The organism is Neobacillus sp. DFD-2R, from assembly GCF_057747865.1.
In genome coordinates, this window is sequence record NZ_CM173228.1 from 1,781,955 (window position 1) to 1,804,901 (window position 22,947).

Annotated in this window: 23 protein-coding genes, 1 other RNA gene and 1 pseudogene; 16 read left to right on the forward strand and 9 right to left on the reverse strand. The window is 36.8% G+C overall.

The features are described 5' to 3' along the window. The first annotated feature begins 100 nt into the window (after positions 1–100). The 3 genes from AC3ANV_RS08840 (at position 101) to AC3ANV_RS08850 (ending at position 2,213) form a co-directional block, all read left to right on the forward strand. The gene (locus tag AC3ANV_RS08840) at positions 101–1,078 is read left to right on the forward strand and encodes a DUF2515 domain-containing protein (protein WP_488313254.1); all 978 of its coding nucleotides are present in this window, start codon (positions 101–103) and stop codon (positions 1,076–1,078) included. A 332-nt stretch (positions 1,079–1,410) separates the two neighbouring features. Beyond that, positions 1,411–1,686 carry a hypothetical protein gene (locus tag AC3ANV_RS08845; protein ID WP_488313255.1) on the forward strand — a complete coding sequence of 92 codons (276 nt, stop codon included), beginning with the start codon at positions 1,411–1,413 and terminating at the stop codon, positions 1,684–1,686. A 170-nt stretch (positions 1,687–1,856) separates the two neighbouring features. After that, positions 1,857–2,213: a DUF1798 family protein gene (locus AC3ANV_RS08850; RefSeq protein ID WP_488313256.1), complete on the forward strand. Its 357-nt coding sequence runs from the start codon at positions 1,857–1,859 to the stop codon at positions 2,211–2,213. Positions 2,214–2,250: 37 nt separating this feature from the next. Here AC3ANV_RS08850 and yppF read toward each other — a convergent pair whose 3' ends face one another. Further along, on the reverse strand, positions 2,251–2,463 hold the full coding sequence (yppF, locus tag AC3ANV_RS08855) for a YppF family protein (protein WP_488313257.1): 213 nt from the start codon (positions 2,461–2,463) through the stop codon (positions 2,251–2,253). A 243-nt stretch (positions 2,464–2,706) separates the two neighbouring features. Here yppF and AC3ANV_RS08860 point away from each other — a divergent pair, with 243 nt between their 5' ends. Continuing rightward, positions 2,707–3,204, forward strand: coding sequence for a YppG family protein (locus tag AC3ANV_RS08860; protein ID WP_488314169.1), 498 nt, complete (start codon positions 2,707–2,709; stop codon positions 3,202–3,204). A gap of 103 nt (positions 3,205–3,307) precedes the next feature. Here the strand turns inward: AC3ANV_RS08860 and AC3ANV_RS08865 are convergent, their stop codons facing one another. Further along, on the reverse strand, positions 3,308–3,790 hold the full coding sequence (locus AC3ANV_RS08865; RefSeq protein WP_488313258.1) for an Hsp20/alpha crystallin family protein: 483 nt from the start codon (positions 3,788–3,790) through the stop codon (positions 3,308–3,310). Positions 3,791–3,976: 186 nt separating this feature from the next. On the opposite strand from AC3ANV_RS08865, the gene hcp reads away from it, so the two are divergent. Both hcp and AC3ANV_RS08875 read left to right on the forward strand, forming a co-directional pair. Further along, positions 3,977–5,275, forward strand: a complete 1,299-nt coding sequence (gene hcp / locus AC3ANV_RS08870; protein WP_488313259.1) for a hydroxylamine reductase — start codon at positions 3,977–3,979, stop codon at positions 5,273–5,275. Between the two features lie 572 nt (positions 5,276–5,847). Continuing rightward, a pseudogene (locus AC3ANV_RS08875) lies at positions 5,848–6,234 on the forward strand (transposase); the annotation flags it as partial. Positions 6,235–6,764: 530 nt separating this feature from the next. On the opposite strand, the gene AC3ANV_RS08880 reads toward AC3ANV_RS08875, so the two are convergent. Further along, a complete protein-coding gene (locus AC3ANV_RS08880; protein ID WP_488313260.1) occupies positions 6,765–7,463 on the reverse strand; it encodes a Crp/Fnr family transcriptional regulator in 699 nt (232 codons plus the stop codon). 232 nt (positions 7,464–7,695) lie between these two features. On the opposite strand from AC3ANV_RS08880, the gene AC3ANV_RS08885 reads away from it, so the two are divergent. The 8 genes from AC3ANV_RS08885 to AC3ANV_RS08920 all read left to right on the forward strand — a co-directional run bounded on the left by AC3ANV_RS08885 (position 7,696) and on the right by AC3ANV_RS08920 (position 16,990). Next, positions 7,696–9,990, forward strand: coding sequence for a DEAD/DEAH box helicase (locus AC3ANV_RS08885; RefSeq protein ID WP_488314170.1), 2,295 nt, complete (start codon positions 7,696–7,698; stop codon positions 9,988–9,990). Beyond that, entirely contained in the window at positions 9,990–11,273 is a 1,284-nt protein-coding gene (locus tag AC3ANV_RS08890; protein WP_488313261.1) for a ribonuclease H-like domain-containing protein, read from the forward strand. Before AC3ANV_RS08885 ends, AC3ANV_RS08890 begins: the two co-directional genes overlap by 1 nt. A gap of 459 nt (positions 11,274–11,732) precedes the next feature. Further along, the gene (locus tag AC3ANV_RS08895; RefSeq protein ID WP_488313262.1) at positions 11,733–12,053 is read left to right on the forward strand and encodes a CotD family spore coat protein; all 321 of its coding nucleotides are present in this window, start codon (positions 11,733–11,735) and stop codon (positions 12,051–12,053) included. 118 nt (positions 12,054–12,171) lie between these two features. Next, positions 12,172–12,732 (forward strand): SLOG family protein, encoded by a 561-nt coding sequence (locus tag AC3ANV_RS08900; protein ID WP_488313263.1) that lies wholly within the window; start codon positions 12,172–12,174, stop codon positions 12,730–12,732. Positions 12,733–12,878: 146 nt separating this feature from the next. Continuing rightward, entirely contained in the window at positions 12,879–13,181 is a 303-nt protein-coding gene (gene gpsB, locus AC3ANV_RS08905) for a cell division regulator GpsB (protein WP_307404374.1), read from the forward strand. 80 nt (positions 13,182–13,261) lie between these two features. Then, positions 13,262–13,662, forward strand: an RNA gene (gene rnpB, locus AC3ANV_RS08910) — RNase P RNA component class B. A 149-nt stretch (positions 13,663–13,811) separates the two neighbouring features. Next, positions 13,812–14,960 carry a THUMP domain-containing class I SAM-dependent RNA methyltransferase gene (locus AC3ANV_RS08915; protein WP_488313264.1) on the forward strand — a complete coding sequence of 383 codons (1,149 nt, stop codon included), beginning with the start codon at positions 13,812–13,814 and terminating at the stop codon, positions 14,958–14,960. A 104-nt stretch (positions 14,961–15,064) separates the two neighbouring features. Continuing rightward, entirely contained in the window at positions 15,065–16,990 is a 1,926-nt protein-coding gene (locus AC3ANV_RS08920) for an ATP-dependent DNA helicase (RefSeq protein ID WP_488313265.1), read from the forward strand. Positions 16,991–17,051: 61 nt separating this feature from the next. On the opposite strand, the gene AC3ANV_RS08925 is transcribed toward AC3ANV_RS08920, so the two are convergent. The 5 genes from AC3ANV_RS08925 to AC3ANV_RS08945 are packed head-to-tail and all read right to left on the reverse strand — an operon-like array spanning position 17,052 to position 19,832. Then, positions 17,052–17,351: a metal-sulfur cluster assembly factor gene (locus AC3ANV_RS08925; protein WP_488313266.1), complete on the reverse strand. Its 300-nt coding sequence runs from the start codon at positions 17,349–17,351 to the stop codon at positions 17,052–17,054. Positions 17,352–17,364: 13 nt separating this feature from the next. Beyond that, positions 17,365–18,609, reverse strand: a complete 1,245-nt coding sequence (locus AC3ANV_RS08930; protein ID WP_488313267.1) for a hypothetical protein — start codon at positions 18,607–18,609, stop codon at positions 17,365–17,367. A gap of 14 nt (positions 18,610–18,623) precedes the next feature. Then, positions 18,624–18,830 carry a DUF2249 domain-containing protein gene (locus tag AC3ANV_RS08935; RefSeq protein ID WP_488313268.1) on the reverse strand — a complete coding sequence of 69 codons (207 nt, stop codon included), beginning with the start codon at positions 18,828–18,830 and terminating at the stop codon, positions 18,624–18,626. 21 nt (positions 18,831–18,851) lie between these two features. Beyond that, positions 18,852–19,088, reverse strand: coding sequence for a DUF2249 domain-containing protein (locus AC3ANV_RS08940; RefSeq protein ID WP_488313269.1), 237 nt, complete (start codon positions 19,086–19,088; stop codon positions 18,852–18,854). Between the two features lie 51 nt (positions 19,089–19,139). Continuing rightward, the gene (locus AC3ANV_RS08945; protein ID WP_488313270.1) at positions 19,140–19,832 is read right to left on the reverse strand and encodes a Crp/Fnr family transcriptional regulator; all 693 of its coding nucleotides are present in this window, start codon (positions 19,830–19,832) and stop codon (positions 19,140–19,142) included. A 214-nt stretch (positions 19,833–20,046) separates the two neighbouring features. On the opposite strand from AC3ANV_RS08945, the gene AC3ANV_RS08950 reads away from it, so the two are divergent. Continuing rightward, a complete protein-coding gene (locus tag AC3ANV_RS08950; protein ID WP_488313271.1) occupies positions 20,047–22,410 on the forward strand; it encodes a nitric-oxide reductase large subunit in 2,364 nt (787 codons plus the stop codon). Positions 22,411–22,429: 19 nt separating this feature from the next. Here AC3ANV_RS08950 and AC3ANV_RS08955 read toward each other — a convergent pair whose 3' ends face one another. Next, entirely contained in the window at positions 22,430–22,582 is a 153-nt protein-coding gene (locus tag AC3ANV_RS08955; RefSeq protein WP_488313272.1) for a hypothetical protein, read from the reverse strand. Between the two features lie 130 nt (positions 22,583–22,712). Between AC3ANV_RS08955 and AC3ANV_RS08960 the strand changes: the two genes are divergently transcribed. Further along, entirely contained in the window at positions 22,713–22,946 is a 234-nt protein-coding gene (locus AC3ANV_RS08960; RefSeq protein WP_488313273.1) for a DUF2249 domain-containing protein, read from the forward strand. The last annotated feature ends 1 nt before the right edge of the window (position 22,947 follow it).

Sequence of the window (22,947 nt, forward strand, 5' to 3'; positions counted from 1 at the left end):
GTATAATTGTACAAAGATTTTCATAAGAAAACATGATTCATTTTTCGTAGAAAGAACATACTCTAAAAAACTAGTTATGATTTATTAAGGGAAGTAGAATATGAATTATCTTACAATACAGGAAATTGAGATCATCCGTCAAATTCTAAGCGAAACAAACAGGAAAAATTTAGATAATATTTCAAGAACTGACGCTTATTTTTCTTATTTTAAAAAGAATCCCGATATCATTTGGTCCTTCCTTGCAAGTATGGTTTCGAGAAATGGGGGGTGGAATATGTGTGACCTTGAAGGTTCCATTTTCCCTCAGCTATTACAACCAGTAACGAGAAAACAGCTTTTTTTAACCTATGAGCGTGCAAATTGGTTAATTTTCCATGATGTTTTTCCTCAATTATTGCTTTACCAATATTCGACGAAATTAAACAGGCCCATGTTTCATTTACTTCCATATTTCAATGTCTCAGCTTTTATTCAAAGTGAATGGAATCGTTATTGGAAGGAAAGTGATAAGTACAGACTTACTACTGCTTTAATTATAAATGAGCAAAATGTGATTCAAACTCCGGTCATTGAACATCCTGTGTATAGGAAAAAAGTCTTTCGATCCATTGCTTTTTCTTTTCAGGATTGGCTTCATTTTAGTTGTGTGTTGTTTCCTACATGTGGTGGTGAAGTTTACGGTGCTAGTGTTAATGGATTTCGATCGGTTTCTAAAAGAATTGATCTTGGAAAAAGACTTGCCAATATTCTTTTTCATCCTCGCCTTTTTCCATACTTTTTGGAGTTTGCGGAAAAAACTCCACATACAGGATCAAGAAACGATTATGAGCAATATTTTAAAATTAAAACCGCTTGGAAAACCCCAATGGTAAGGACAAGCTTTCCCGTAATTAAGCATAATCAACATACTCATCAGGATTGGAGTAAAGAAAGAAAGGTGTCAGAAAAGTGGTTGTATTTACCACCAAGACATCGCCATCCTATCCATCTGACGGATTGGTATTTTGCAAAATCAAACCAGCTTCAATTAATGCTTTCACTACATAAAGCTTTGAATCTTCAGAAATGGAAATAAAAAAGCAAGGGGAAGCCCCTTGCTTTTCCTATTCTGCTGGTCGATTTGGCCCTTCCAGCTTTTTATCGCCAAAGCCGGTTTTTTGATCTGTTACAGCACGGCCTTGTTTTTTGTTTTGATTATCCTTTTTTGGCATCATGAAACACCTCCATAAGTAGCTTGTGCGGTATTTCATTTTTCATGCGGGTTAATCATTTTGTCGAAGAGATAAATGAAAAAATGCCATATTGACACTTTCTTTGACGAATAGCTTCTAGTTTTGTCAATGCAGAAGGAAGCCTGAAAAAGAAAGAGAATTATTCCTTATAGATAAACGTGAGGAGGTTTTATAAATGAAAAAATCATTGTCCCAAAAGGAAAAGCTGCTTACGACGCTGACGGAAATTTATGATCAATTAGAAGAATTAGAGTTGGTACTCGAAGCATCTTTCTCAGACCTTCGCCTCAGTTTAAATCAAGAAGAAATGGAAAAACTAAAAATTCATGAACAAAGGCTATCGGTAATAGAACAGGAATTTGAAAATATAAACACTATAGTAACTGAAGAAGTTACTAGTTTGAATCCAAAACAGGTTTCAAGGTCCTTGAAACTTGAATTAGGATTTTAATTAACGCTAAAATAATAGAGAACTTTTTAGAGTAGCTTTGAAATATATCAATGCTACTTTTTATTTTGGCTGTGTTAAAGGCCATTGTTGATTTCGTAACTTGTTGATTGGAGCGCAAATCAACAGGCAAGTTTAACACAGCCTTTATTTTAAGAAAGGAACAAAAACAGATGTCTATAGAAATTGCCGATTTAACAGAAAAACTATTACACTATAACCGCTTATTTCTAAAGAATTATCAGGAAGCACGAGAGAAGGGGGTTAAAATGGATTTTCATGAAGTTATTAAACCTTTTGCTGATGAAGTAAAAGGGGTAAATGAAGAATGGAGAGGGTTAATGACAATCTGGCTCAAAGAGAACCCGCAAAAACATCTTCATTTGAAGCAAATCAATACTACATCTGAACATATCGAACAGCAGTCAATCCAATCCTTTTTTCCAGAAACAAGCCGTTCAAGATTTTTAAACACCAACCGAACAGTCGATTACTTTCTATTAGAAATAATAAAAGAATTACGTTTTTAAGAAAAGAGATGCTATGTAAGGCATCTCTTTTAAAGACTTATTTTGAATTTTCGATGAGGGAGTTTTCCTTAGAATTGTCAGGTATCACCGCGCCTTGTATTTCAAGTTCGCGGACAAGAAGGCGATATTCCTTTATGTCAATTTCGTTGTGAATATACGCTTTCTTAGCAAAATCCATTAATGCGTTAACGTCATCAGTGTTGTATTCCCGACTTTGAATAAATTTGCTTTTTAATTCACGAATATCCATATATAACTCCTCCTCCATCCTTTTTTTTATCGTAACACGAAAAAAAAGGATTTCTAGTTTTTAAAATATTTAAACTTTAGACAAAATTCTATTGTTTACGACATAATCGATTATTTCAAAATAATCACCAATGAGGGTAATTCATCATAAAGTGTAGTAATGAAAACGCGGAGGAGATGTTTGCCCATGTTCGGTAAAAATAGACCAAATCCCTACGTGAATTATGGATATTCGGGGCAAATGATGCACGGGGGGCCAATTAATCAGCAAAGGAATCATCAACCGATTCCATCCAATCAACCGTATCCTTTTCAAACGCCACAACCAAACTATAATTGGAACCCATATCAACAGCAAAATCCGTACTATCCACAACAATACCAACCATACGGCCAAAACTTTCAGCCTGGAACCGGTCAGCAAGCAGGGCCCTATGTAAATCAGCAATTTCAACAAAAGGATTCGCAATTTCTTTTCCAAAACCCCCTACAGCCACAGGAAGAAACGATGCAGCAAAATCAATATATGCCAATGAATGGATATCCAATGATGAATCCCTATCCAAAGCAAAATGCCATCCCTAAAAATCCAGGAGGAATGCAATCCTTTATGAACTCATTTAAGTCACAGGATGGGTCAGTGGATTTTAATAAAATGATGAATACAGCGGGCCAAATGATGAATGCGGTAAGCCAAGTATCATCGCTAGTAAAGGGCTTCGGTGGAATTTTTAAATCTTAGGAAAATAGGAAAAGACGGCGCATGCCGTCTTTTATGTTTTGTAAGGTACATTTCTCAAGGAAAAACATACCGGCATTATATTGAATGTATTCACTGACTTTTATTAATCTTCTATCTCAATAATTTTCCCTTTTTCTTGTGGAATTCGAATTTGCAATAATCCATCCCTGTAGGATGCTTTGATTTTCTTTTCGTTGATTGGTTGAGGAAGAGCTATCGTCCTAGACGATTTTTGATGAAATTGCCTCCGTCGAAATAATTGATTCTTATCATCTTCTTCGGTTAGCAGTTCATTATTTTCAACTGAGATAGTTAAATAATTTCCAACAGTATTTAAGTGAATTTGATCCCGGTTTACTCCTGGTAATTCTGCTGTAACAATGTATTCATTATTGGTTTTAACTGTTTCAACATGAAAGGATGCCCCTGAAGGAAATGGACTGTTGAAAAAATCATCTATGGATTGTAAAAACCCCCTTATCGGTTTTTCATTGAAAAAATCGTTCATTGATTTAATTAACTCACCAAACGGTTCAGGTTTGGCTTTCTTAGGGTTATTTTGATTTCCAGGAAGCATAGATGACATAGCGGTTCCCTCTCTTTCCAAAATTTCACACGATATCATATGCTTTTAGCAGAAAATAGGTGACTGTCATCTTTCGCTATTTATGAACGATTTGTTTCAACTTGATTTAATGTGATGTAAATCACATTAAAAAAGTCGCAGCCTTTGTATGCTTAAGCAGTACTTTAAGGAAAGCGAGGAAAAAAAATGTTCTGCTATCAATGTGAACAAACTCCATCAGGCGGATGTAAGGTAATTGGTGTATGTGGAAAAGACGAAACCATTGCCAGCTTACAAGACACAATTATTTTTGGTTTAAAAGGAATTGCTGCCTACCGTACACACGCCAACCAACTGGGGGTTACGGATCCTTTTGTAGATGCTACTACTCATGAAGCCCTTTATATGACATTAACTAACTCCAACTTCAATGTTCAGGAACATATCGATATGGCTATGAAAGTAGGGAAGTCAGCTGTCCGCGTAATGGAGATGCTTGATGAAGCCCATACGAAGTTATTAGGTATTCCTGAGCCAATCCGTGTCAGCCAAAATAAAATTGAAGGTAAATGTATTGTTGTTACAGGTCACAATTTATTTGCCTTAGAAGAATTATTAAAGCAAACCGAGGGTAAAGGAATCAATATTTATACACATTCGGAAATGCTCCCGGCACATGGGTATCCCGCATTAAAGAAATACTCTCATTTAAAAGGTAACATCGGGAAAGCTTGGTATGACCAACGTCGCTTATTTGAGAATTTCCCCGGTGCGATTTTAGCAACAACAAACTGTGTAATGCCAATTAAAGGTACGTATGCAGACCGTATGTTCAGCTATGAAGTTGCCGGTCTTGAGAATGTGCAAAAAATAATAAATGATGATTTTTCACCATTAATAGAAAGAGCATTAGAGCTTCCTGAAGCAGCGATTGATTCAGAAGAAACATTGCTGACCGGATTCCATCATGAAACCGTTCTAGGGTTAGCTCCGGAAGTAATTGATGCTGTGAAAGCCGGTAAAATTAAACGCTTCTTTGTAATTGCGGGCTGTGACGCACCGGGTAAGGGAGGAGAATATTACCGGGAACTTGCCACCTCATTACCTCCGGAAACGGTTATTTTAACAACATCTTGTGGGAAATTCCGCTTTAATGATGTTGATTATGGGGTTGTACCAGGTACAAATATTCCTCGTTATATTGATTTAGGACAATGCAATAACTCGGGCTCCACTGTTAAAATTGCTTTGGCACTGGCAGATGCTTTTGGTTGCGAAGTTAACGAACTCCCGGTAAGTATTGTTTTATCTTGGTTTGAACAAAAAGCGGTTGCAATTCTACTAGGTCTCTTTAGCTTAGGAATTAAGGATATCCGGATTGGGCCAAAACCGCCTGAATTTATTTCTGAAGGAGTATTACAGGTTCTTCAAGATACATTCAATCTTAAATTAATTGGAACAGCTCAAGAAGATATGGAAGAAATGCTTCAATTATCTGTAAAATAGTAAAAAAACGCAGTCATAGGCTGCGTTTTCAGGCTGTCGAAAAACCCTCGGCAGCCAATTATTTTATTCGATTACTTTAACAATCCACCGCGTTAATTTGTTATAATATTATTAGTATATTGGTTTCAACATGTCTGTTGATTGGCGCTCCAGGCACTTCGCTTTCCGCGGGCGTGCCGGGAAGCCTCCTCGTCGCTTCGCTGACGCCACTGAAAAAGTCCTTTTCTGCTAATAATGAGATTTCCTGCCAACTAAAATCCCAAAAAATTGCGTTTTTCACCATCAAAGTAGGGAGAGGAAAATGGTTTTCATCGATTTTTCAGTCAATAGTGGGGATGGTTTTTTCAGGGAATCACCTATTGCAAAATATCTTGGACTTTTTCAGTGGCCTCGCTTCGCTCCTGCGGGGTCTCCCCTGCCCCGTACCCCAGCAGGAGTCTTCGTGCCATCCGCGCCAATCAACGAGTGTTTTCAATAAAGACCTTCAGTTCAACTAATAAATAAAAAAATAAGTGGTTAATTCAATGTTTAAGCCAAAATAGTCTAGCCAAAGTGAATATGAATTTGTTTCTATTGATGAATTGGTACCTGATGGCCATCTTCTTCGTTTGATTGATAAATATATTAATTTTTCGTTTCTTCTTGAAAAGGTCCGTCCTTATTACAGCGATGATAATAATGGGCGCCCTACTGATCCTCTTATTCTTTTTAAAATGATGTTTATTGGTTATATTTACGGCATTCGTTCTGAACGTCAACTAGAAAGGGAAATTAGAACAAACGTTGCCTACCGCTGGTTTTTAGGTCTAAAATTCAAGGATCCAGTACCTCATCACTCTACGATTAGCCGGAATCGTCAACACCGTTTTAAGGATACAAATATTTTTCAGGAGATTTTTGATGAGATTGTTCTTCTTGCAATGAATCACAAGATGGTGATCGGTCGTGTTTTATTAACACGACATGTATGGGAGGAGTACAAGGAAAAGGTAAGGTTAAATCGCTTAACTAAATCGGGAAAAATGCTTTATAAATTTAGAAAGGAAAAATTGAGCGAAGCTTCGCAGACTCAAAAGAGCTGCACGGGCTTCGCTACTGCCGGTTACGGGGATTGAGGAATGCAAGTTAACAGGCTCTTCTAACTGCAGCCTGCCAAAATATAAAAAAGATTGCAATACACTTATCAAGGTTAGAAAAAGTGTGTTGCAATATTTTAGGTTGATTTGCCTCCCTGTTGATTGGAGCGGAGGGCACTAGACTCCTGTGGGATAGAGAGGTTACTGGAGACCCCGCAGGCGCCAAAAGCGCCGAGGAGGCTCCAGGACCTCCCCGCGGAAAGCGAGTGCCCGGAGCGGAAATCAACAGGCACTTTAGCAGGGAGAATCAATAAATTTGGTATTTAGATTCTGACAAAATAAAAAATTGCAGAGAAAAATACCCTTTCTCGACAATCTGAAAACGCAGCCATAGGCTGCGTTTTTTGACTATCTTATATAAGCTGGATTTCCTCCATAAGCTTTTCTATATCTAATATCATATTGCCGTCATTATCCACTTCGATTAATTCATCTTTCTTCATTTTTGTCAGAGTGCGACTAATTGTTTCTCTTGTTGTACCAATCATATTTGCAAGATCTTTATTAGTAAATTCAGATTTCAATAAAATTCTTCCATCTTCTAACTCTTTACCGTGCTTTTGGCCAATTCGAATAAGAAGTTTGATGATTTGCTCATATGTATTATTAAGGATCTGTTCTTCAAGACGGTTTTGTAAATCAACAATTTTTTCACCTAAAACTCTAAATACCTTAATGCAAAGCTCGGGGTTTTCAATCAGGACAGCTTCAAATTTGGATATAGGAACAGTGATTAATGTAGATGACTCCAGAACTTCAGCATATGCAGGGTAATCTCCTTTTCTGAAAAAGCCCACATGCGGGAACATTTCACCCTTTTTCATGATCGCTACAATTTGTTCTTTCCCATTCACATCACTTTTGTATACTTTGATTTTTCCGTTATAAATGAAATAAACATTTTCAAGCGGGTCCCCTTGAAGAAAAACATGGCTTTGTTTTTTCCAGTCCCTGACGATGGCAATGTCTGTGATTTTTGTTAATTCATAATCGTTTAATTCTCGAAAAAGGGAGAATTCAGATAAGACTTTTTTAATTTCTTCAATCTTCAATTCTTACACCACCACAAATAGATTAACTTATCCTATTGTAACAAAAAATTATCGATTACTTTAATAATTACTTATTAGTTCTATTGACTCATATGAAATAGCCACAAAATAGACAAATATTTGGTGTTTGATTGGAAAATAATTCTTGGCATTTTTGGATAAAAATATCCCGATTTTTCTTTTGTAACGAACGCTTATTCGATAAAATATATGTATTGAGGTGAGACCGATGATGAAAGTGAAAAAAAGTTTGCAGGAAATACTTGTTGATTTAAAACTAAAAGATCAATTTAATGAAAATATCATTACATGGAAGACCATTGAAGAAAAACAGGCAAAAACCGTTGTCTTGCCGGAGGACTTACACACGGTTTTAATCGATGCTCTTAAAAGTAAGGGAATCGGACAGCTTTATACCCATCAAAAAACTGCTTATGAAACAATTATGGCAGGAAGAAGTATTGTAGCTGTTACTCCTACCGCTTCCGGTAAAACACTTTGCTACAATTTACCAGTCTTACAAACGATTATAAAAAACCCTAATGCCAGAGCACTGTATATGTTCCCAACGAAGGCACTTGCTCAAGACCAAAAAAGTGAAATTAACGAAATTATCCAAACTGCGGGTGTAGATATAAATAGTTATACCTATGACGGGGATACGCCGGCAAATATTCGCCAAAAGGTAAGAAAAGCAGGTCATGTGGTTATTACGAATCCTGATATGCTGCATACAGCGATTCTTCCTCACCATACCAAATGGGTTTCACTCTTTGAAAATCTAAAATTTGTTGTCATAGACGAGCTCCATACTTACCGAGGAGTTTTTGGAAGTCATGTGGCAAATGTGATCAGAAGGTTAAAACGTATCTGCCGCTATTATGGAAGTAATCCTGTTTTTATATGCACCTCTGCTACCATTGCCAATCCTCTTGAGCTGGCAGAAACATTAACAGAAGAGGAAATGGTTTTAATTGATAATAATGGTGCCCCAAATGGAACAAAACACTTTTTATTTTACAATCCTCCGATTGTAAATAAACCTCTTAATATTAGAAGAAGTGCAACGCTAGAGGTTCGAAAAATTGCAGGAGAGCTATTAAAAAATAAAATCCAAACGATTGTTTTTGCTAGAAGCCGTGTAAGAGTGGAGATCATTCTGACGTATTTACAAGAATTGGTGAAAAATCAATTAGGGACAAAATCCATTATGGGGTATCGCGGAGGATACCTTCCGACCGAAAGAAGAAAAATTGAAAAAGGACTGCGTTCAGGTGAAATATATGGTGTAGTTAGTACGAACGCTCTCGAGCTTGGCGTGGATATCGGACAGCTTCAGGTCTGTATTATGACAGGTTATCCAGGCACGATTTCCAGTGCATGGCAGCAAGCAGGCAGGGCGGGAAGAAGGCATGGAGAGTCACTCGTTATTATGGTCGCCAGCTCCAGTCCGCTTGATCAATATATTATTCAAAACCCGGAATACTTTTTTAATAAAAGCCCGGAAACTGCCAGGATCAATCCGGATAATTTGATTATATTAATTGATCACATGAAATGTGCGGCATATGAACTGCCTTTTAAAGTTGGAGAGCAGTTTGGAAAAGTGGGAACGGAGGAATTACTGGAGTATTTGACAGAGGAACGGGTCCTTTATCAGAACGGAAACAAATGGTATTGGATGAACGATTCCTTTCCTGCTCATAATATCAGTTTAAGGTCCGCATCTCAAGAGAATGTTATCATTGTTGATCATTCAGATGTAGCAAATGTAAAAGTGATTGGTGAAATGGACCGTTTCTCAGCGATGACTCTTCTTCACGATGAAGCCATCTATTTACATCAGGGTACACAGTTTCAGGTGGAAATGCTTGATTGGGATGAAAAAAAGGCGTTCGTGAGTGAAGTGGATGTCGACTATTTTACTGATGCGAACTTAGCAATTCAGTTAAAAGTGTTGGAAGTGGACAAGCTTAAGGAAATGGCAGATGCAGAAATCGGTTATGGTGACGTAAGTGTTAGGGCAATGGCGACCATTTTTAAAAAGATCAAATTTGAAACACATGAAAATATTGGCTCAGGTCCAATCCATCTTCCTGAAGAAGAGCTTCATACGAATGCAGCATGGATCTCATTGAATCAACCATTGGCAGAAATGGGTCATGAACGATTAGAGCAAGGGCTTGTTGGGGCGGCACATGCCTTAAATCATATTGCTCCACTATTCGTAATGGCAGATCCTCAGGATATTCATGTGATTCCTCAAGTAAAGGCAGACCATAATGAAAAACCTACGATCTTTTTCTATGACCGGTATCCGGGTGGTATTGGCTTAAGTGAAAAAATCCATTCGGGGATGTCAGATGTTTTTACCGAAACCAAAAAAATGATAACCGGTTGTCAGTGCACCTCGGGATGTCCATCCTGTATTGGGACTGATTCAGTCAGCGAAACAGCGAAGAGTGACACATTAATAATTATTGAAGCCTTTTTAAAGCCTTCCAATATGAAGAGGGAAGTGCAGTAATGTCTTTAAAAAATAAATTAAATCGATTAAAACCGCATCTTTCTGTTGGCGTAAAGGAAGAAAAAATATCGAAGATTTCAGAGTCCGCCGCTATTAAGGTTCCGTTCCTTGAAAGTTGGAAAAAGGTTAACGTTTTCCCTTATGTCTTAGATCAAAATTACTGTCTAATTAGAGAAGTGAGATATCCACTCTCACAACAACATGGTCACTACCGTTTCAGTGATTTTTTAACTGCGGTTGATTTTTGGCATACTCAACCAATCAGTCATCCTCTTTCGGCAAAAGGGCATAAGGCAGAAGATTTTTTCTTTTTTGATACAGAAACAACAGGACTTGGCGGAGGGGTAGGTAATACGATTTTCTTGCTCGGGTATGCCAGTATTTTGGGGAATCAGCTTATTTTGAGGCAGCATATACTTCCAAATCCGGGCGCAGAAGTTCCTTTATATCAAAGCTTTTTGGAAAAAGTGAACTATAAAACACTCGTTACCTATAATGGGAAATCGTTTGATTGGCCTCAAGTTAAAACAAGACATACCCTTGTAAGGGAGCATGTACCAAAGCTGCCTGCATTTGGCCATTTTGATTTATTTCATGCTGCAAGAAGATTATGGAAGCATAAATTAGATCGATTAAAATTAACGATCGTTGAAAAAGAAGTTTTAGGTATAGAAAGAGTTGATGACATTCCCGGATTTTTGGCACCAATGATCTATTTTGATTTTATTGAAAGTAAACAGCCGGATGGAATGATTGGCATTCTAAAGCATAATGAAATCGATATACTATCGCTTGTTACTTTATACACCCACCTTTCCTTTCAGCTTTGTGGAATGGACATGAAACAAACACGAAAAGAGTCTTATGAGGTTGGGCGATGGTTTTCTACATTGGGGGAAAAAAATGAAGCGGAAAAAGTATTGACAAAGTTAGGAGAAGGAAGTGATTTTACTTCCTTTCAAGCGAAGCTCACGTTGGCCTATCAGCATAAAAAAGAAAAAGAATGGGAAAAAGCAAGAAGCTTGTTTGCCGATGTTGTCGATTCAGGAGACCCACAGATGATGATTGAGGCGTGTATTGAATTAGCTAAAATCCATGAACATAGATTAAAAGATATTAAGATTGCCATTAATTATTGTCAAAAAGCAATCGATATTGTCAAGTATTCTATTAAGATACCGATGCAAATATCTTTTGATATACTTGATCATAGATTGAAACGGCTTAGGCTAAAATCTGATAAAATTCAGGAGGAAGTGCAAAAATCGCCAAAAATAGTATAAATATAATAGGTTTTTGCAAATTGGATATATTGTAACAAAATATTCATATTTCTATTTAAAAAACCAGAAATTCCATATTGTTTATCATGGTTAAACAAGGTAAAATGTTAAACTGTATTGAGTAAAAAACGACTTTAAAAACAATATGGAGCTGGTAATATGTATAAGGCAATTCTGTTTTTATTTTTTATTGTCGTTTGTTTGACTGGTTTTGTTTTTACAAGCTTAAAAGATAGCTTTTATTCATTTTTATAAGATTAGAAAGTTTAAATTATACAACTTTGAGAACAGTCTAGTTACATCGACTAGCGGGTTTTCTCCACGAATAAGCAACCTTCGGGCAACTCAAGGTCGTCGTTTTCGCTTTTCTTGTAAAAATAGGTATTTTCCTTAGTACAAGAGTAGTCCTTCCTTCATAGGCTGTTAATGTAAACAGAATATTTGAAGGGAGAGCTTAATATGTATCTTGGAACCAATTTTATGCCGCCAGTCATTCATCCGACGAACCAAATTGTGAACCATACGTTCTCAACAACGGTGGTGCCACATATTCATCCAACACACGTTACAACAATCAATCATCATATGTACCAACATAAACATTACTGTACGGAAACAGCTTCATGTGCTGAAGAGGTATGTAATCAGCAAATTAACTGTTGCCCAACTCCTATGCCTTGTGGACCGTTTGGACCGGGTTATGGAGCAGTCGGCCCAGGGTTTGTACCGGGAGGACCGGGACCTGCTAATGTACCATATATGGGTCCTAGACCTTATTAAGAAAAATTGCAAGGGCTTTATTAGCCCTTGTTTTTTCTATTTGTGTTAATATATGATATGCTTTTTTTGCAATAATGTTTGTCCTATTTTTAAAAATTTTTTCTCAAGGAGAACGGACTTGAATAAAGTATTGGCCATATCGGGTTATAAACCTTTTGAATTAGGTATTTTTCAAAAAGACCATCCATCCGTTTTATTTATTAAGAAAGCAATCAAGAAAGAGCTACTTTCCATGATTGATGGCGGGATGGAATGGGTGTTGATTAGTGGTCAGCTGGGAGTGGAGCTTTGGGCTGCGGAAGCGGTATTTGAGTTGCAGTTAGAATTTCCTGAGTTAAAGCTGGCTGTCATCACGCCTTTTTTAGATCAAGAGGCAACTTGGAATGAGAACAATAAAGAATGGTATGAATCGATTCTTGCACAGGCGGATTTTATTGACTCTATAACCAAAAAAAGCTATGAAAAGCCATGGCAATTTCGAATGAAAAATCAGTTCTTTATTGAAAAAAGCAATGCTCTGCTTCTTATGTATGATCAAGAAAAAGAAGGAAGCCCTAAATACTTATACGAAATGGCTACACAATATCAAAGCCATCATCCATATCCTATCCGATTGATTACATTTTATGATTTGCAAATGATTGTTGAGGAAGAAGAATTTAAAAGGTCAGATTTCTGAATAGAATCATGAATTTCTAATATCTATTATTATAATGTGGAAGGGTTTTAGCAATTAAATTACTGAAAAATGAAAGAAAAATTGACAAAAGAACAAATTTTTGAAAAAATAATAGGTAATGATTGGCGAATACTGAGGTGATTTGAATGCTGTCTGATAAAGTAAAATTAACTGCTAAGGATATATTAGAAAAAGAGTTTAAGACTGGTGTACGTGGGTATAAACAAGAAGATGTCGATAAATTTTTAGATTTTATTATTAAAGACTATGAAACCTTTCATCAAGAAATCGAAGATCTTCAGCAAGAAAACCTTCGCTTGCGTAAGCAACTCGAAGAAACTTCTAGAAGACAACCTGTATCCCAGCCGGCAGGTACAACTAATTTTGATATTTTGAAACGTTTATCCAATCTTGAAAAGCATGTTTTTGGGAATAAACTATACGATTAACAGATTGTGCCACAGTTTCCTAATAAAAACATTGAATTAACAGCATGAAATACATATAATAATAAATGTATTCATTAATTACGTTCGGGTAATCGCTGCAAAATGCATCATGCAAATTGTAGAGGAAAGTCCATGCTCGCACGGGCTGAGATGCTCGTAGTGTTCGTGCCTAGCGAATTCATAAGCTAGGGCAGCAGGCTAAACGCCTTGTTGACGGCCGGGAAAATACCTAAGTCCGTTCAGGATATGGTATGAATACCTATAAAAGTGCCACAGTGACGTAGCCTTTTCAGAAATGAAAAGGGTGGAACGGGTAAACCCCACGAGCGAGAAACCCAAATAATGGTAGGGGCACTTTCTCTGAGGAATTGAACGAGGAGAAGGACAGATTCATCTGGATCTGTAGATAGATGATTACCACCTAAGTACGAGACACTTTGTGTCGTTTGTAGTACTATGGTACAGAACATGGCTTACAGGACGTTATTAATGGGAAAGTAAAGCGCATATATAAGCTCTCCTAATGTGGAGGGCTTTTTATATGTTTACTTTATTGTAATTGCATTTGATTCTCGTTTTTGGTTTATAATGAAAAATATACATATAAGGAAATAGGTTAAGGGTGAAAAAATGGGAAACTTTCAATTAATAGCTACCTCAGCAATGGGTCTTGAGGCATTAGTGGCAAAAGAAGTACGATCACTTGGATACGACTGTGAAGTGGAAAATGGGAAAATTACCTATACTGGAGACGAATATGCAATTGCTCGCAGTAATTTATGGCTGCGCACAGCAGACAGAATCAAAATAAAGGTTGGCGAATTTAAAGCTTTTACCTTTGATGAACTTTTTGAAAAAACAAAATCATTGCCATGGGAAAAATATTTGCCTGAAGATGCAGAGTTCCCTGTGATTGGAAAGTCCGTTAAATCAAAGCTATTCAGTGTTTCAGATTGCCAGGCAATCGTAAAAAAAGCTGTCGTCGAAAGAATGAAAAAACATTATAAAAGGAATACTTGGTTTGAAGAAACAGGGGGCTTTTATCGTATTGAAGTCGCTTTGTTAAAAGACGTTGCTACAATTACGATTGATACAAGCGGCCAAGGGCTTCATAAACGCGGCTACCGTGTGGACCAGGGTGAAGCACCGTTAAAGGAAACACTTGCAGCTGCGCTCATTATGCTTACAAATTGGAAGCCTGACAGACCTTTTATCGACCCTTTCTGTGGATCGGGAACGATTCCAATCGAAGCGGCAATGATCGGCCAAAATATCGCGCCGGGTTTTAACCGGGAATTTGTTTCAGAAAGCTGGAATTGGATTTCACCAAAGGTTTGGGATGAAGTTAGAATAGAGGCAGAGGACACCGCAAATTATGACCAGCCACTTGATATTTCAGGCTCAGATATTGACCATAGGATGGTGAAAATCGCTCAAGAAAATGCCTTTGAGGCAGGTCTTGGTGACCTAATCCATTTCAAACAAATGCAGGTGAAAGATATTTCTACTTCCCGGGAATATGGGGTTATTATCGGAAATCCGCCTTACGGAGAAAGACTAGGTGAGAAAAAAGCTGTCGAGCAAATGTACAAGGAAATGGGTCAGGCATTTAGTAAGCTTGATACTTGGTCCATTTATATCATGACATCCAATGAAGAATTTGAACAATTTTATGGAAAGCCTGCAACAAAAAAGAGAAAGCTTTTTAATGGATTTATCCGTACAGACCTCTATCAATACTGGGGGAAAAAGCCGCCGCGTCAAGATCAGGAGAAATAGAACTTACTGTTTTTTTACATTTCTATATAGTGATTGGTATATCAATTTTAATATGACAAGGTAGCGTCTACTAAAAGGCGCTATTCTTTTTTTGGAGGGTTATTATGGAAAGCCGAATGCCATTTGTCGTTTCAAAAACTGAATCATTTTACGATAAATTAAGTGAATGGATTGGCGACTTATTTTATGATATTTTACCGGAGGTAGGGTTCGAACTGAGGGATGAACAAATTTTCATGGCTTTTCAGCTTGAAAAAGCTTTTAAGGATAAGAGGGTAATGTTCGCCGAAGCAGGAGTTGGAACGGGTAAAACGATCGTATATTTACTTTACGCTATAATGTACGCAAGGTATACAAATCGTCCATCCGTGATTGCCTGTGCCGATGAAACTTTAATTGAACAACTTGTTAAAAAAGAAGGCGATATTGCGAAACTGGAAAAGGTCTTGGGACTGAAAATTGATGTTCGTTTGGCTAAATCAAGGGATCAATACTTATGTTTAAAAAAGCTGGATCAGGTAAGGAATAATGATATAAATGATGACATTGCTGATCTGTATGATGAGCTCCCTGATTTTATCCACTTTGGAGGGTCAATGCAACAGTTTGAGAGGTATGGTGATAGAAAGGATTACCCATCCTTGACAGATGAAAAATGGGGAGAGATCAGCTGGGATTCGCTTCAGGATTGTTTTTCCTGTGAAAAGCGTCATCGCTGCGGACTTACCTTGAATCGGGAATATTACCGTCATTCCGAAGATCTGATAATTTGTTCGCATGATTTTTATATGGAGCATATTTGGACAAAGGAATCAAGAAAACGTGAAGGTCAGCTTCCGCTTTTACCGGACCATTCTTCCGTTGTATTTGACGAAGGCCATCTCCTTGAATATGCGGCACAGAAAGCGCTAAGTTATCGTTTCACAGATTATACGCTTGAAACATTGCTCACAAGGCTGATGGAAAATGAAGTTCGTGAAAAAACGTTGTATACGATTGAAGAAGCCCTATTAGAAAATGAAGCTTTTTTTGATACGATTTCTAAATTCTCTACAGCCTCTCACGGCTCTGAAAAACAAATCATTACCAAGCATCCTTTGGTGATGAAATGCGGCAGGAAGCTGCTGAATAGGCTTCAAGCATTGGAAGAAGAATTGGTGTTTGAAAGTGAGTTATATGTGATAAATGAATATGAGTTAAAAATCGTTGAAGAATATTTAGAGCAAATTACATATTCTTTAACCCTTTTTCTTGAGGAATTGAATGGAATTACATGGTTTGAAGTAAGCGGAGGCGAGCGGACTCTTGTCATTATGCCAAAAATGGTCGAAGAAGTGATGAGAGAAGAGGTATTCTCACAGAAAAAACCTTTTATTTTTTCATCAGCAACCTTGTCCAATCAAAAATCGTTCGATTATATTGCTAACAGTTTAGGTGTTAAGGAATTCTTGTCCTTTTCTGTCGCATCCCCTTTTGAATATGATGAAAAAATGAAGATATATCTTCCGGAATTCTCACAGGACGAAACTGATAAAAAAATCAGCTATCTCATTCAAATGGTTCAGCAATCAGAAGGAAGAGCCCTGATTCTTTTGAACAATAAAGACGAAATACATCGATTGAAGAAAAGCATTCCGAATGAAATTATGTACCCCATTTATTTTGAAGGTGATGAAGAGATTAGTACACTTGTGTCAAAATTCCAAAATGAGGAGCATGCGACTCTATGTTCTATTCATCTTTGGGAGGGACTGGATATTCCAGGAAGATCTCTTGAAAACGTGATAATCTATTCGTTGCCATTTCCACCGAATGATCCTGTTTTTACAGCAAAAAGAAATGGAGTTGCTAACCCGTTTGAGGAAGTGGATTTACCATATATGCTTCTTCGTTTACGGCAAGGGGTAGGCAGATTAATTCGAACCGAAACAGATCGTGGATCAGTTCATATTTTATTGGACGAGGATATTGATAAGAATGTCCTTGAAAGGATTAAAAAGGTACTGCCCACTGAGGCAATTGAAAGTTAATAGAAGAAAAAAAGGTCAGCCCGGCATGTAGAAAATACATTTAGGGCTTGGCCTTTTCTTTTTATCTCCCCAATAATTTAAGTCCTTCCGGTGTCATTTTGTCAGGAGACCACACTGGAGACCAGACAAGGTTTACTTCTACATTTCTCGTTTCCTCAATGCCTTCAATACTATAGCGAACTCCGGAAGTAATACTGTCATGGAGAGGGCAGCCGGGTGTTGTTAACGTCATGGTGATGTGTACGTCAGCTTCATTACTAATTTCAACATTATAGATTAAACCAAGATCAAAGACATTAATATTTAATTCCGGATCATAGACACTTTTTAATGCGTTTAGGACTTTTTCTTTTAAATTCATGATAAACACCTCACTATTTTTTTATTACGCTTAAGATACAAAGGGCAATAATGATAAATACAACTGAAAGAACAAATTGGCCAATATTAAAGAGAATGGCTGTTTTAAATACTAAAGCACAGAAGATGATCAAAACCGCAAAAATAAGTAATGAAAATAGAGGGACAACGATTTTTTCATTCATCATCTCCTTTAACGAAGGAACAGATTGCTTGCCGATTTCCTTACTGTATTTATAGGTCCACCACAGAAACGGCACAATTTTATATAAATAGCCGACAATGCTAAGTACAATCCATAGCAATAAATACGTATAAATTAGTGGCCCAATTAGTGTTGCAAATTGGTTACTCCATAAAAGTATAAATGCTGTAAAATGAATGATATTCCCAAATCCAATTGCGGATAATGCGAAAATAAATGGCTTATCAAGCTTTTTTTTCAATCTCTTTTTAATGATAATACATATATGCCAACTAAAAATCGAAAATCCGATTAGAAGAAATAAAAATCCGATTTTTAAAGAAATTGCACTATTAATGAAAAAAGAAATTACTGTAATGACAAGACCGGATACATAAAAGCCGTATACGTATCTTGAGTGCACCATTGGAAAACCATGGGATAAAGAAAACATCGGGACCATTTTATAGGAAAATCCGAAAATTAAAAGGGTAAACCAGCCGGTTACGCCCATTAAAAGGTGGCTTTTGAAAATAGATTGATAATAGTAAGAACCCAACCCGGTTTTTAGGCAATATATTAATGTAATTCCTAGGAATATAGTAATAAACAAGCATGCCAATGCAGTACCAACAAATGCTGTAAGGATATTCGGTTTTGCTTGTTTACGTAATGTCATAAACATTTGAAATAAAAACATTAATATTCCTAAAAGGGTAAGAATTCCCGGAACGAATGCTTTTTGTGGTGCCCAATATAACATAGCTGCAAATGTTGCAATTCCTGTTGCGGTAATGAAGAATTGAATATAACCAAATCGCTCATTCCATACTTTCGTTAAAAAGGCAACAGGTATAAGCTGATACATTGAACCCATCGCCACCATTAATGCCCAGCCTAAGACAAGCAAGTGGGCGGTGGACCATATCGCCGGAATTCTAAAATTTCCATCTACTACCATTTGTCCGTTAACAAGTAACAGAATTTGCGAAATGACTAAAGCAAACATACTAAATAATATAAACGAAAATGGTAGCTTAATATTTGTTTCACTTCCTAAATTTTGAGGAAGCATGATATTTCACCTTCTTATCGGAAGATTTCAATTTTAAAACTCCCGTCGTTTTGTTGTTCTGTTCGTTGCCTAAAGCCCAGTTCTTCTAACTGTTCATAAAGAAACATCGGTCTTCTGTCATTTATAATTGTTAATACTTCTTTTTCCCCTAAGCTTTCCAATGCGGCAAGAGTTCTCATCATTGGCTGTGGCGGCTCAAGCCCGCGATTATCGATAAACATATCCCTTCACCCAACTTTCTCTTACTTTTGCTTTTTAATAAATGTAACCTTCCAGTGATTCTTCTCTAGCTCCTCTTCTTCATGTGTGAAGCCTTTCGCTTTTAAAACTGCGAATAATGGAACAGGTTTAAATGGTGCGTGAAGGACAAAGATATCATTATCGTTTAATTCCTTTATTGCCTCCATTATTTTCTGAAATGGTTCTATTTTATTTTTAAAATCCTCTCGGACATCAAGCTCAATGATTCTTTGATCCATAACAACATCTCCTTATTTTTATATAGAAAACTCTAGCTTTAATCTTCAATTTTAATAAAATAGCTCTTGTTGCAATCCTTCTCGATCGATTAAATAAAAGCCATCATCGTCCTGGTTTATATATTCTTTCTTTTTTAAATGATTAATCGTTCTGCTGACGGTTTCTCTTGATGTGCCAATCATATTAGCCAGTTCACGGTTTGTAAATTGAGTTGTCAGCTTGAACTGATTATCTTTTTTTTCACCGTTGGATTTACATAGTCTTATAAGAAGTAAAATAATTTGTTCATACGTATTATGGAGGATTTGTGACTCTAATCTTCCTTGTAAATCAACAATCTTTTCTCCTAACACTTTAAAAAGCTTAATACAAAGTTCCGGGTAGGAAATAAGAATTTCCTCAAATTTGTCAATTGGGATTACGATAAGATAAGCATCTTCCATAATCTCAGCATGTGCCGGAAAACTACCTTGCAAGAAAAATCCTGCATGGGGAAACATTTCTCCCGGTTCTAAAACCGATACGATTTGTTCCTTTCCGGATAAATCAGTTTTATAAATTTTGATTTTGCCTGTATGAATAAAAAATACTCGGTCAAGAGGGTCATCCTGCATAAAAACATACATCTTACTCTTATAAAAACGAGCCTGTGCAATCCTTATTATTGGATCCAGTTCCTCAGTTGACAACTCCTTAAATATCGGGACAACCGATAATCTTTTTACAATATCCTCTTGCTTCATTAACATCACCTTCATGTTATTAATTCTTATTTAAATACATTGTAGCAGTGATTTCACAGCGAATATGTGACCTCCATCATAGGAGAGGAATTTTATGAAAATAATTCTCAGTGGTGTGCTAAAAATCACAGGAGTTGGATGAAGAGCTTCACTTTGTGACATTCCTGTGAAAGTTACAATACGAAATGTAAAGAACAAGAGAGGATGAAAAGGCATGGAAATACAACGAGGAACACCCACGAAAAAAGTGGTAAAGGAAAACAGGAATGTACTGTTAAAATCTATTTTAATTATTACACTTTTGATAAGTTTCACTGTATTGTTAGGCGGTGGATATTGGATATTTAAAGAACAGGCACCTAGACCGGTAGAGGTTACCAACGAAAAAGGTGATGTTTTATTCACAAAAGAAACGATTATGGGCGGTCAGGCAGTTTGGCAAAAATATGATTTAATGGATTATGGTACAGTCTTAGGTCACGGATCGTATATGGGTCCGGACTATACCGCTGAATCCTTAAAGATTTACACAGAAGGAATGCAAGACTTTAGAGCAAATGAAAAATTTGGTAAAAAGTTTGCTTCATTAACGGAAGACGAAAAATCGGTTATTAAAAATAATGTAATCAAAGAAATGCGGAAAAATCGTTATGATAGCAGCAAAGATACATTGCAGCTAACAAATGCACAAGAATATGGACTCAAACAAGTAAGAGGATATTATAAAGGAATCTTTACAAAAGGTGACGGTTGGGGATTAAAGGCAAATCTAATAAAAGATACAGATATGCCAAAAGATAATCGTGCCTATGTAGCAAAAGGAGATCAAATTACCCAAATCTCTGACTTCTTCTTCTGGACTGCATGGCTTTCAAGTACTGTCCGCCAAGGGGATAAAATTACTTATACGAATAACTGGCCTTATTATGAAGATGCAGGAAACCATGTATCCTTCTCAGCAGTTTGGTGGAGCGGAGCAAGTGTAACACTATTTGTCTTAATGGTTGGAATTATCCTTTATGTTTTCTACCGATACCAGTTTAGTATGAGAGAAGCGTATAAAGAAGGGAATTTCCCACGAATTGATTTAAGGAAAATACCGGTAACGAGTTCACAGATAAAAACAGGAAAGTATTTTGTTATTGTATCGATTTTATTCTTTGTACAATGTATGTTTGGAGCATTACTCGCTCACTATTATATAGAACCGGATAGTTTCTTCGGAATGAAATGGATTCATGATATTCTTCCATTTAATATTACAAAAGGATTTCACTTGCAGCTTGCGATCTTCTGGATTGCTACAGCATGGTTAGGCATGGGAATCTATGTAGCACCACTTGTAGGAGGCTTTGAGCCAAAGAAACAAGGCTTATTGGTAGATATTTTATTCTGGGCATTGGTTGTCCTAGTTGCAGGAAGTATGGTCGGTGAGTGGCTCGGTGCAAATGGCTATTTAGGGAATAACTGGTTCTTATTAGGTAACAATGGTTGGGAATATCTTGAGCTTGGGCGTGTTTGGCAGCTTATTCTGATTGTGGGAATGTTAATCTGGCTATTTATTGTTTATCGTGGTATAAAAGCCGGACTTAAGAAAGAATCAGATAAGGGCGGACTCATCCACCTCTTGTTCTACTCTGCGATTGCTGTACCTGCGTTCTATATTTTTGCATTATTTATTAACCCGGATACAAGCTTTACCTTTGCTGATTACTGGCGTTGGTGGATTATTCATTTATGGGTAGAGGCTATTTTTGAAGTATTCGCAGTAGTTGTTATTGGATTCTTATTAGTTCAAGTAGGTTTAGTAACAAAAAAATCAACTGTCAGACAATTGTATTTCCAATTGATCCTGCTTCTTGGCAGCGGTGTAATCGGAATTGGCCACCACTATTATTATAATGGTTCAGCTGAAGTATGGCTCGGACTTGGAGCCGTTTTCTCTGCAATGGAAGTAATTCCATTAACCTTGTTAATTCTCGAAGCATATGAGCAATATAAAATGATGCGTGAGGGTGGGGGGAACTTCCCATACAAAGGTACTTTCTGGTTCTTAATTTCTGTTGCCATTTGGAACTTGGTTGGTGCAGGTGTACTTGGATTCTTAATAAATCTTCCGGCAGTCAGCTATTTTGAACATGGTCAATTCTTAACACCAACGCATGGTCACGCTTCGATGATGGGTGTTTATGGAATGTTTGCGATTGCATTACTTCTTTACTCATTAAGAAACATTGTAAAACCGGAGGCTTGGAATGATAAATGGCTAAAATTTAGCTGTATTATGTTGAATGCAGGTCTTGCCGGAATGGTGTTCTTATCGTTACTTCCTGTTGGGATAATTCAAATTAAAGACGCTTTCGATCATGGATATGCTCATTCCCGTTCAGCAGCCTTCTTACAAAAGGATATTGTGCAAACATTATTAACATGGCGTGCTGTTCCTGATTCCATTTTCTTAATCGGTGTTATTGCATTAGTGATATTCTGTGTCAAAGTTCTCTTCCATTTACGTAAACCAACACATAAAGAGAATGAAATGCTGCCAGTTAAAGATTTGTCTCTTGATGAAGAATAATAAAAAAAATCCGCAAAGGCTATTTTTGCGGATTTTCTTCAATTTTTGCCAATCCTTCATTACAATCAAAACAAAAGATTTCTTTCTCTTTTGTTAAAACACCATTAAGAAAACCTTCTAAACAATAGATTTCCTTTCCGCAACCTTTGCATGGACCAACTAATTCTTTCATTTCTATTCCCCCTAAGTAGTTCAATAAATAGTGAAAAAATCATCTTCAAGGTGTGATGATATTCACTATTGATTTGCTAATCGTTTTTTATAATAAAAGAGTAGAAAATAAATTAAAAGGAGTAAAAATAATGCAAACTTTCGCAATAACGATTAATGTACCGGATTACCCTCCACGTGAAAAACATCCGCCTATTTTAAATGGATTTGACGAGTTAAAACCCGGAGAAGTTATGCAGATTGTCAATGATCATGATCCAAGACCGCTACATTATCAATTCATGATGGAAAGAACCGAGCAATTCACTTGGGAATACCTTGAAGAAGGCCCTGAAAAGTGGCGGGTAGCCATTGCAAAAAAGTAAC

What these genes read in the sequence shown, in the direction of transcription:
- AC3ANV_RS08840 (WP_488313254.1), top strand. Translation starts at nt 101, where the DNA reads ATGAATTATCTTACAATACAGGAAATTGAGATCATCCGTCAAATTCTA.
- AC3ANV_RS08845 (WP_488313255.1), top strand. Translation starts at nt 1,411, where the DNA reads ATGAAAAAATCATTGTCCCAAAAGGAAAAGCTGCTTACGACGCTGACG.
- AC3ANV_RS08850 (WP_488313256.1), top strand. Translation starts at nt 1,857, where the DNA reads ATGTCTATAGAAATTGCCGATTTAACAGAAAAACTATTACACTATAAC.
- yppF (WP_488313257.1), bottom strand. Translation starts at nt 2,463, where the DNA reads ATGGATATTCGTGAATTAAAAAGCAAATTTATTCAAAGTCGGGAATAC.
- AC3ANV_RS08860 (WP_488314169.1), top strand. Translation starts at nt 2,707, where the DNA reads ATGCACGGGGGGCCAATTAATCAGCAAAGGAATCATCAACCGATTCCA.
- AC3ANV_RS08865 (WP_488313258.1), bottom strand. Translation starts at nt 3,790, where the DNA reads ATGTCATCTATGCTTCCTGGAAATCAAAATAACCCTAAGAAAGCCAAA.
- hcp (WP_488313259.1), top strand. Translation starts at nt 3,977, where the DNA reads ATGTTCTGCTATCAATGTGAACAAACTCCATCAGGCGGATGTAAGGTA.
- AC3ANV_RS08885 (WP_488314170.1), top strand. Translation starts at nt 7,696, where the DNA reads ATGAAAGTGAAAAAAAGTTTGCAGGAAATACTTGTTGATTTAAAACTA.
- AC3ANV_RS08890 (WP_488313261.1), top strand. Translation starts at nt 9,990, where the DNA reads ATGTCTTTAAAAAATAAATTAAATCGATTAAAACCGCATCTTTCTGTT.
- AC3ANV_RS08895 (WP_488313262.1), top strand. Translation starts at nt 11,733, where the DNA reads ATGTATCTTGGAACCAATTTTATGCCGCCAGTCATTCATCCGACGAAC.
- gpsB (WP_307404374.1), top strand. Translation starts at nt 12,879, where the DNA reads ATGCTGTCTGATAAAGTAAAATTAACTGCTAAGGATATATTAGAAAAA.
- AC3ANV_RS08915 (WP_488313264.1), top strand. Translation starts at nt 13,812, where the DNA reads ATGGGAAACTTTCAATTAATAGCTACCTCAGCAATGGGTCTTGAGGCA.
- AC3ANV_RS08920 (WP_488313265.1), top strand. Translation starts at nt 15,065, where the DNA reads ATGGAAAGCCGAATGCCATTTGTCGTTTCAAAAACTGAATCATTTTAC.
- AC3ANV_RS08925 (WP_488313266.1), bottom strand. Translation starts at nt 17,351, where the DNA reads ATGAATTTAAAAGAAAAAGTCCTAAACGCATTAAAAAGTGTCTATGAT.
- AC3ANV_RS08930 (WP_488313267.1), bottom strand. Translation starts at nt 18,609, where the DNA reads ATGCTTCCTCAAAATTTAGGAAGTGAAACAAATATTAAGCTACCATTT.
- AC3ANV_RS08935 (WP_488313268.1), bottom strand. Translation starts at nt 18,830, where the DNA reads ATGTTTATCGATAATCGCGGGCTTGAGCCGCCACAGCCAATGATGAGA.
- AC3ANV_RS08940 (WP_488313269.1), bottom strand. Translation starts at nt 19,088, where the DNA reads ATGGATCAAAGAATCATTGAGCTTGATGTCCGAGAGGATTTTAAAAAT.
- AC3ANV_RS08945 (WP_488313270.1), bottom strand. Translation starts at nt 19,832, where the DNA reads ATGAAGCAAGAGGATATTGTAAAAAGATTATCGGTTGTCCCGATATTT.
- AC3ANV_RS08950 (WP_488313271.1), top strand. Translation starts at nt 20,047, where the DNA reads ATGGAAATACAACGAGGAACACCCACGAAAAAAGTGGTAAAGGAAAAC.
- AC3ANV_RS08955 (WP_488313272.1), bottom strand. Translation starts at nt 22,582, where the DNA reads ATGAAAGAATTAGTTGGTCCATGCAAAGGTTGCGGAAAGGAAATCTAT.
- AC3ANV_RS08960 (WP_488313273.1), top strand. Translation starts at nt 22,713, where the DNA reads ATGCAAACTTTCGCAATAACGATTAATGTACCGGATTACCCTCCACGT.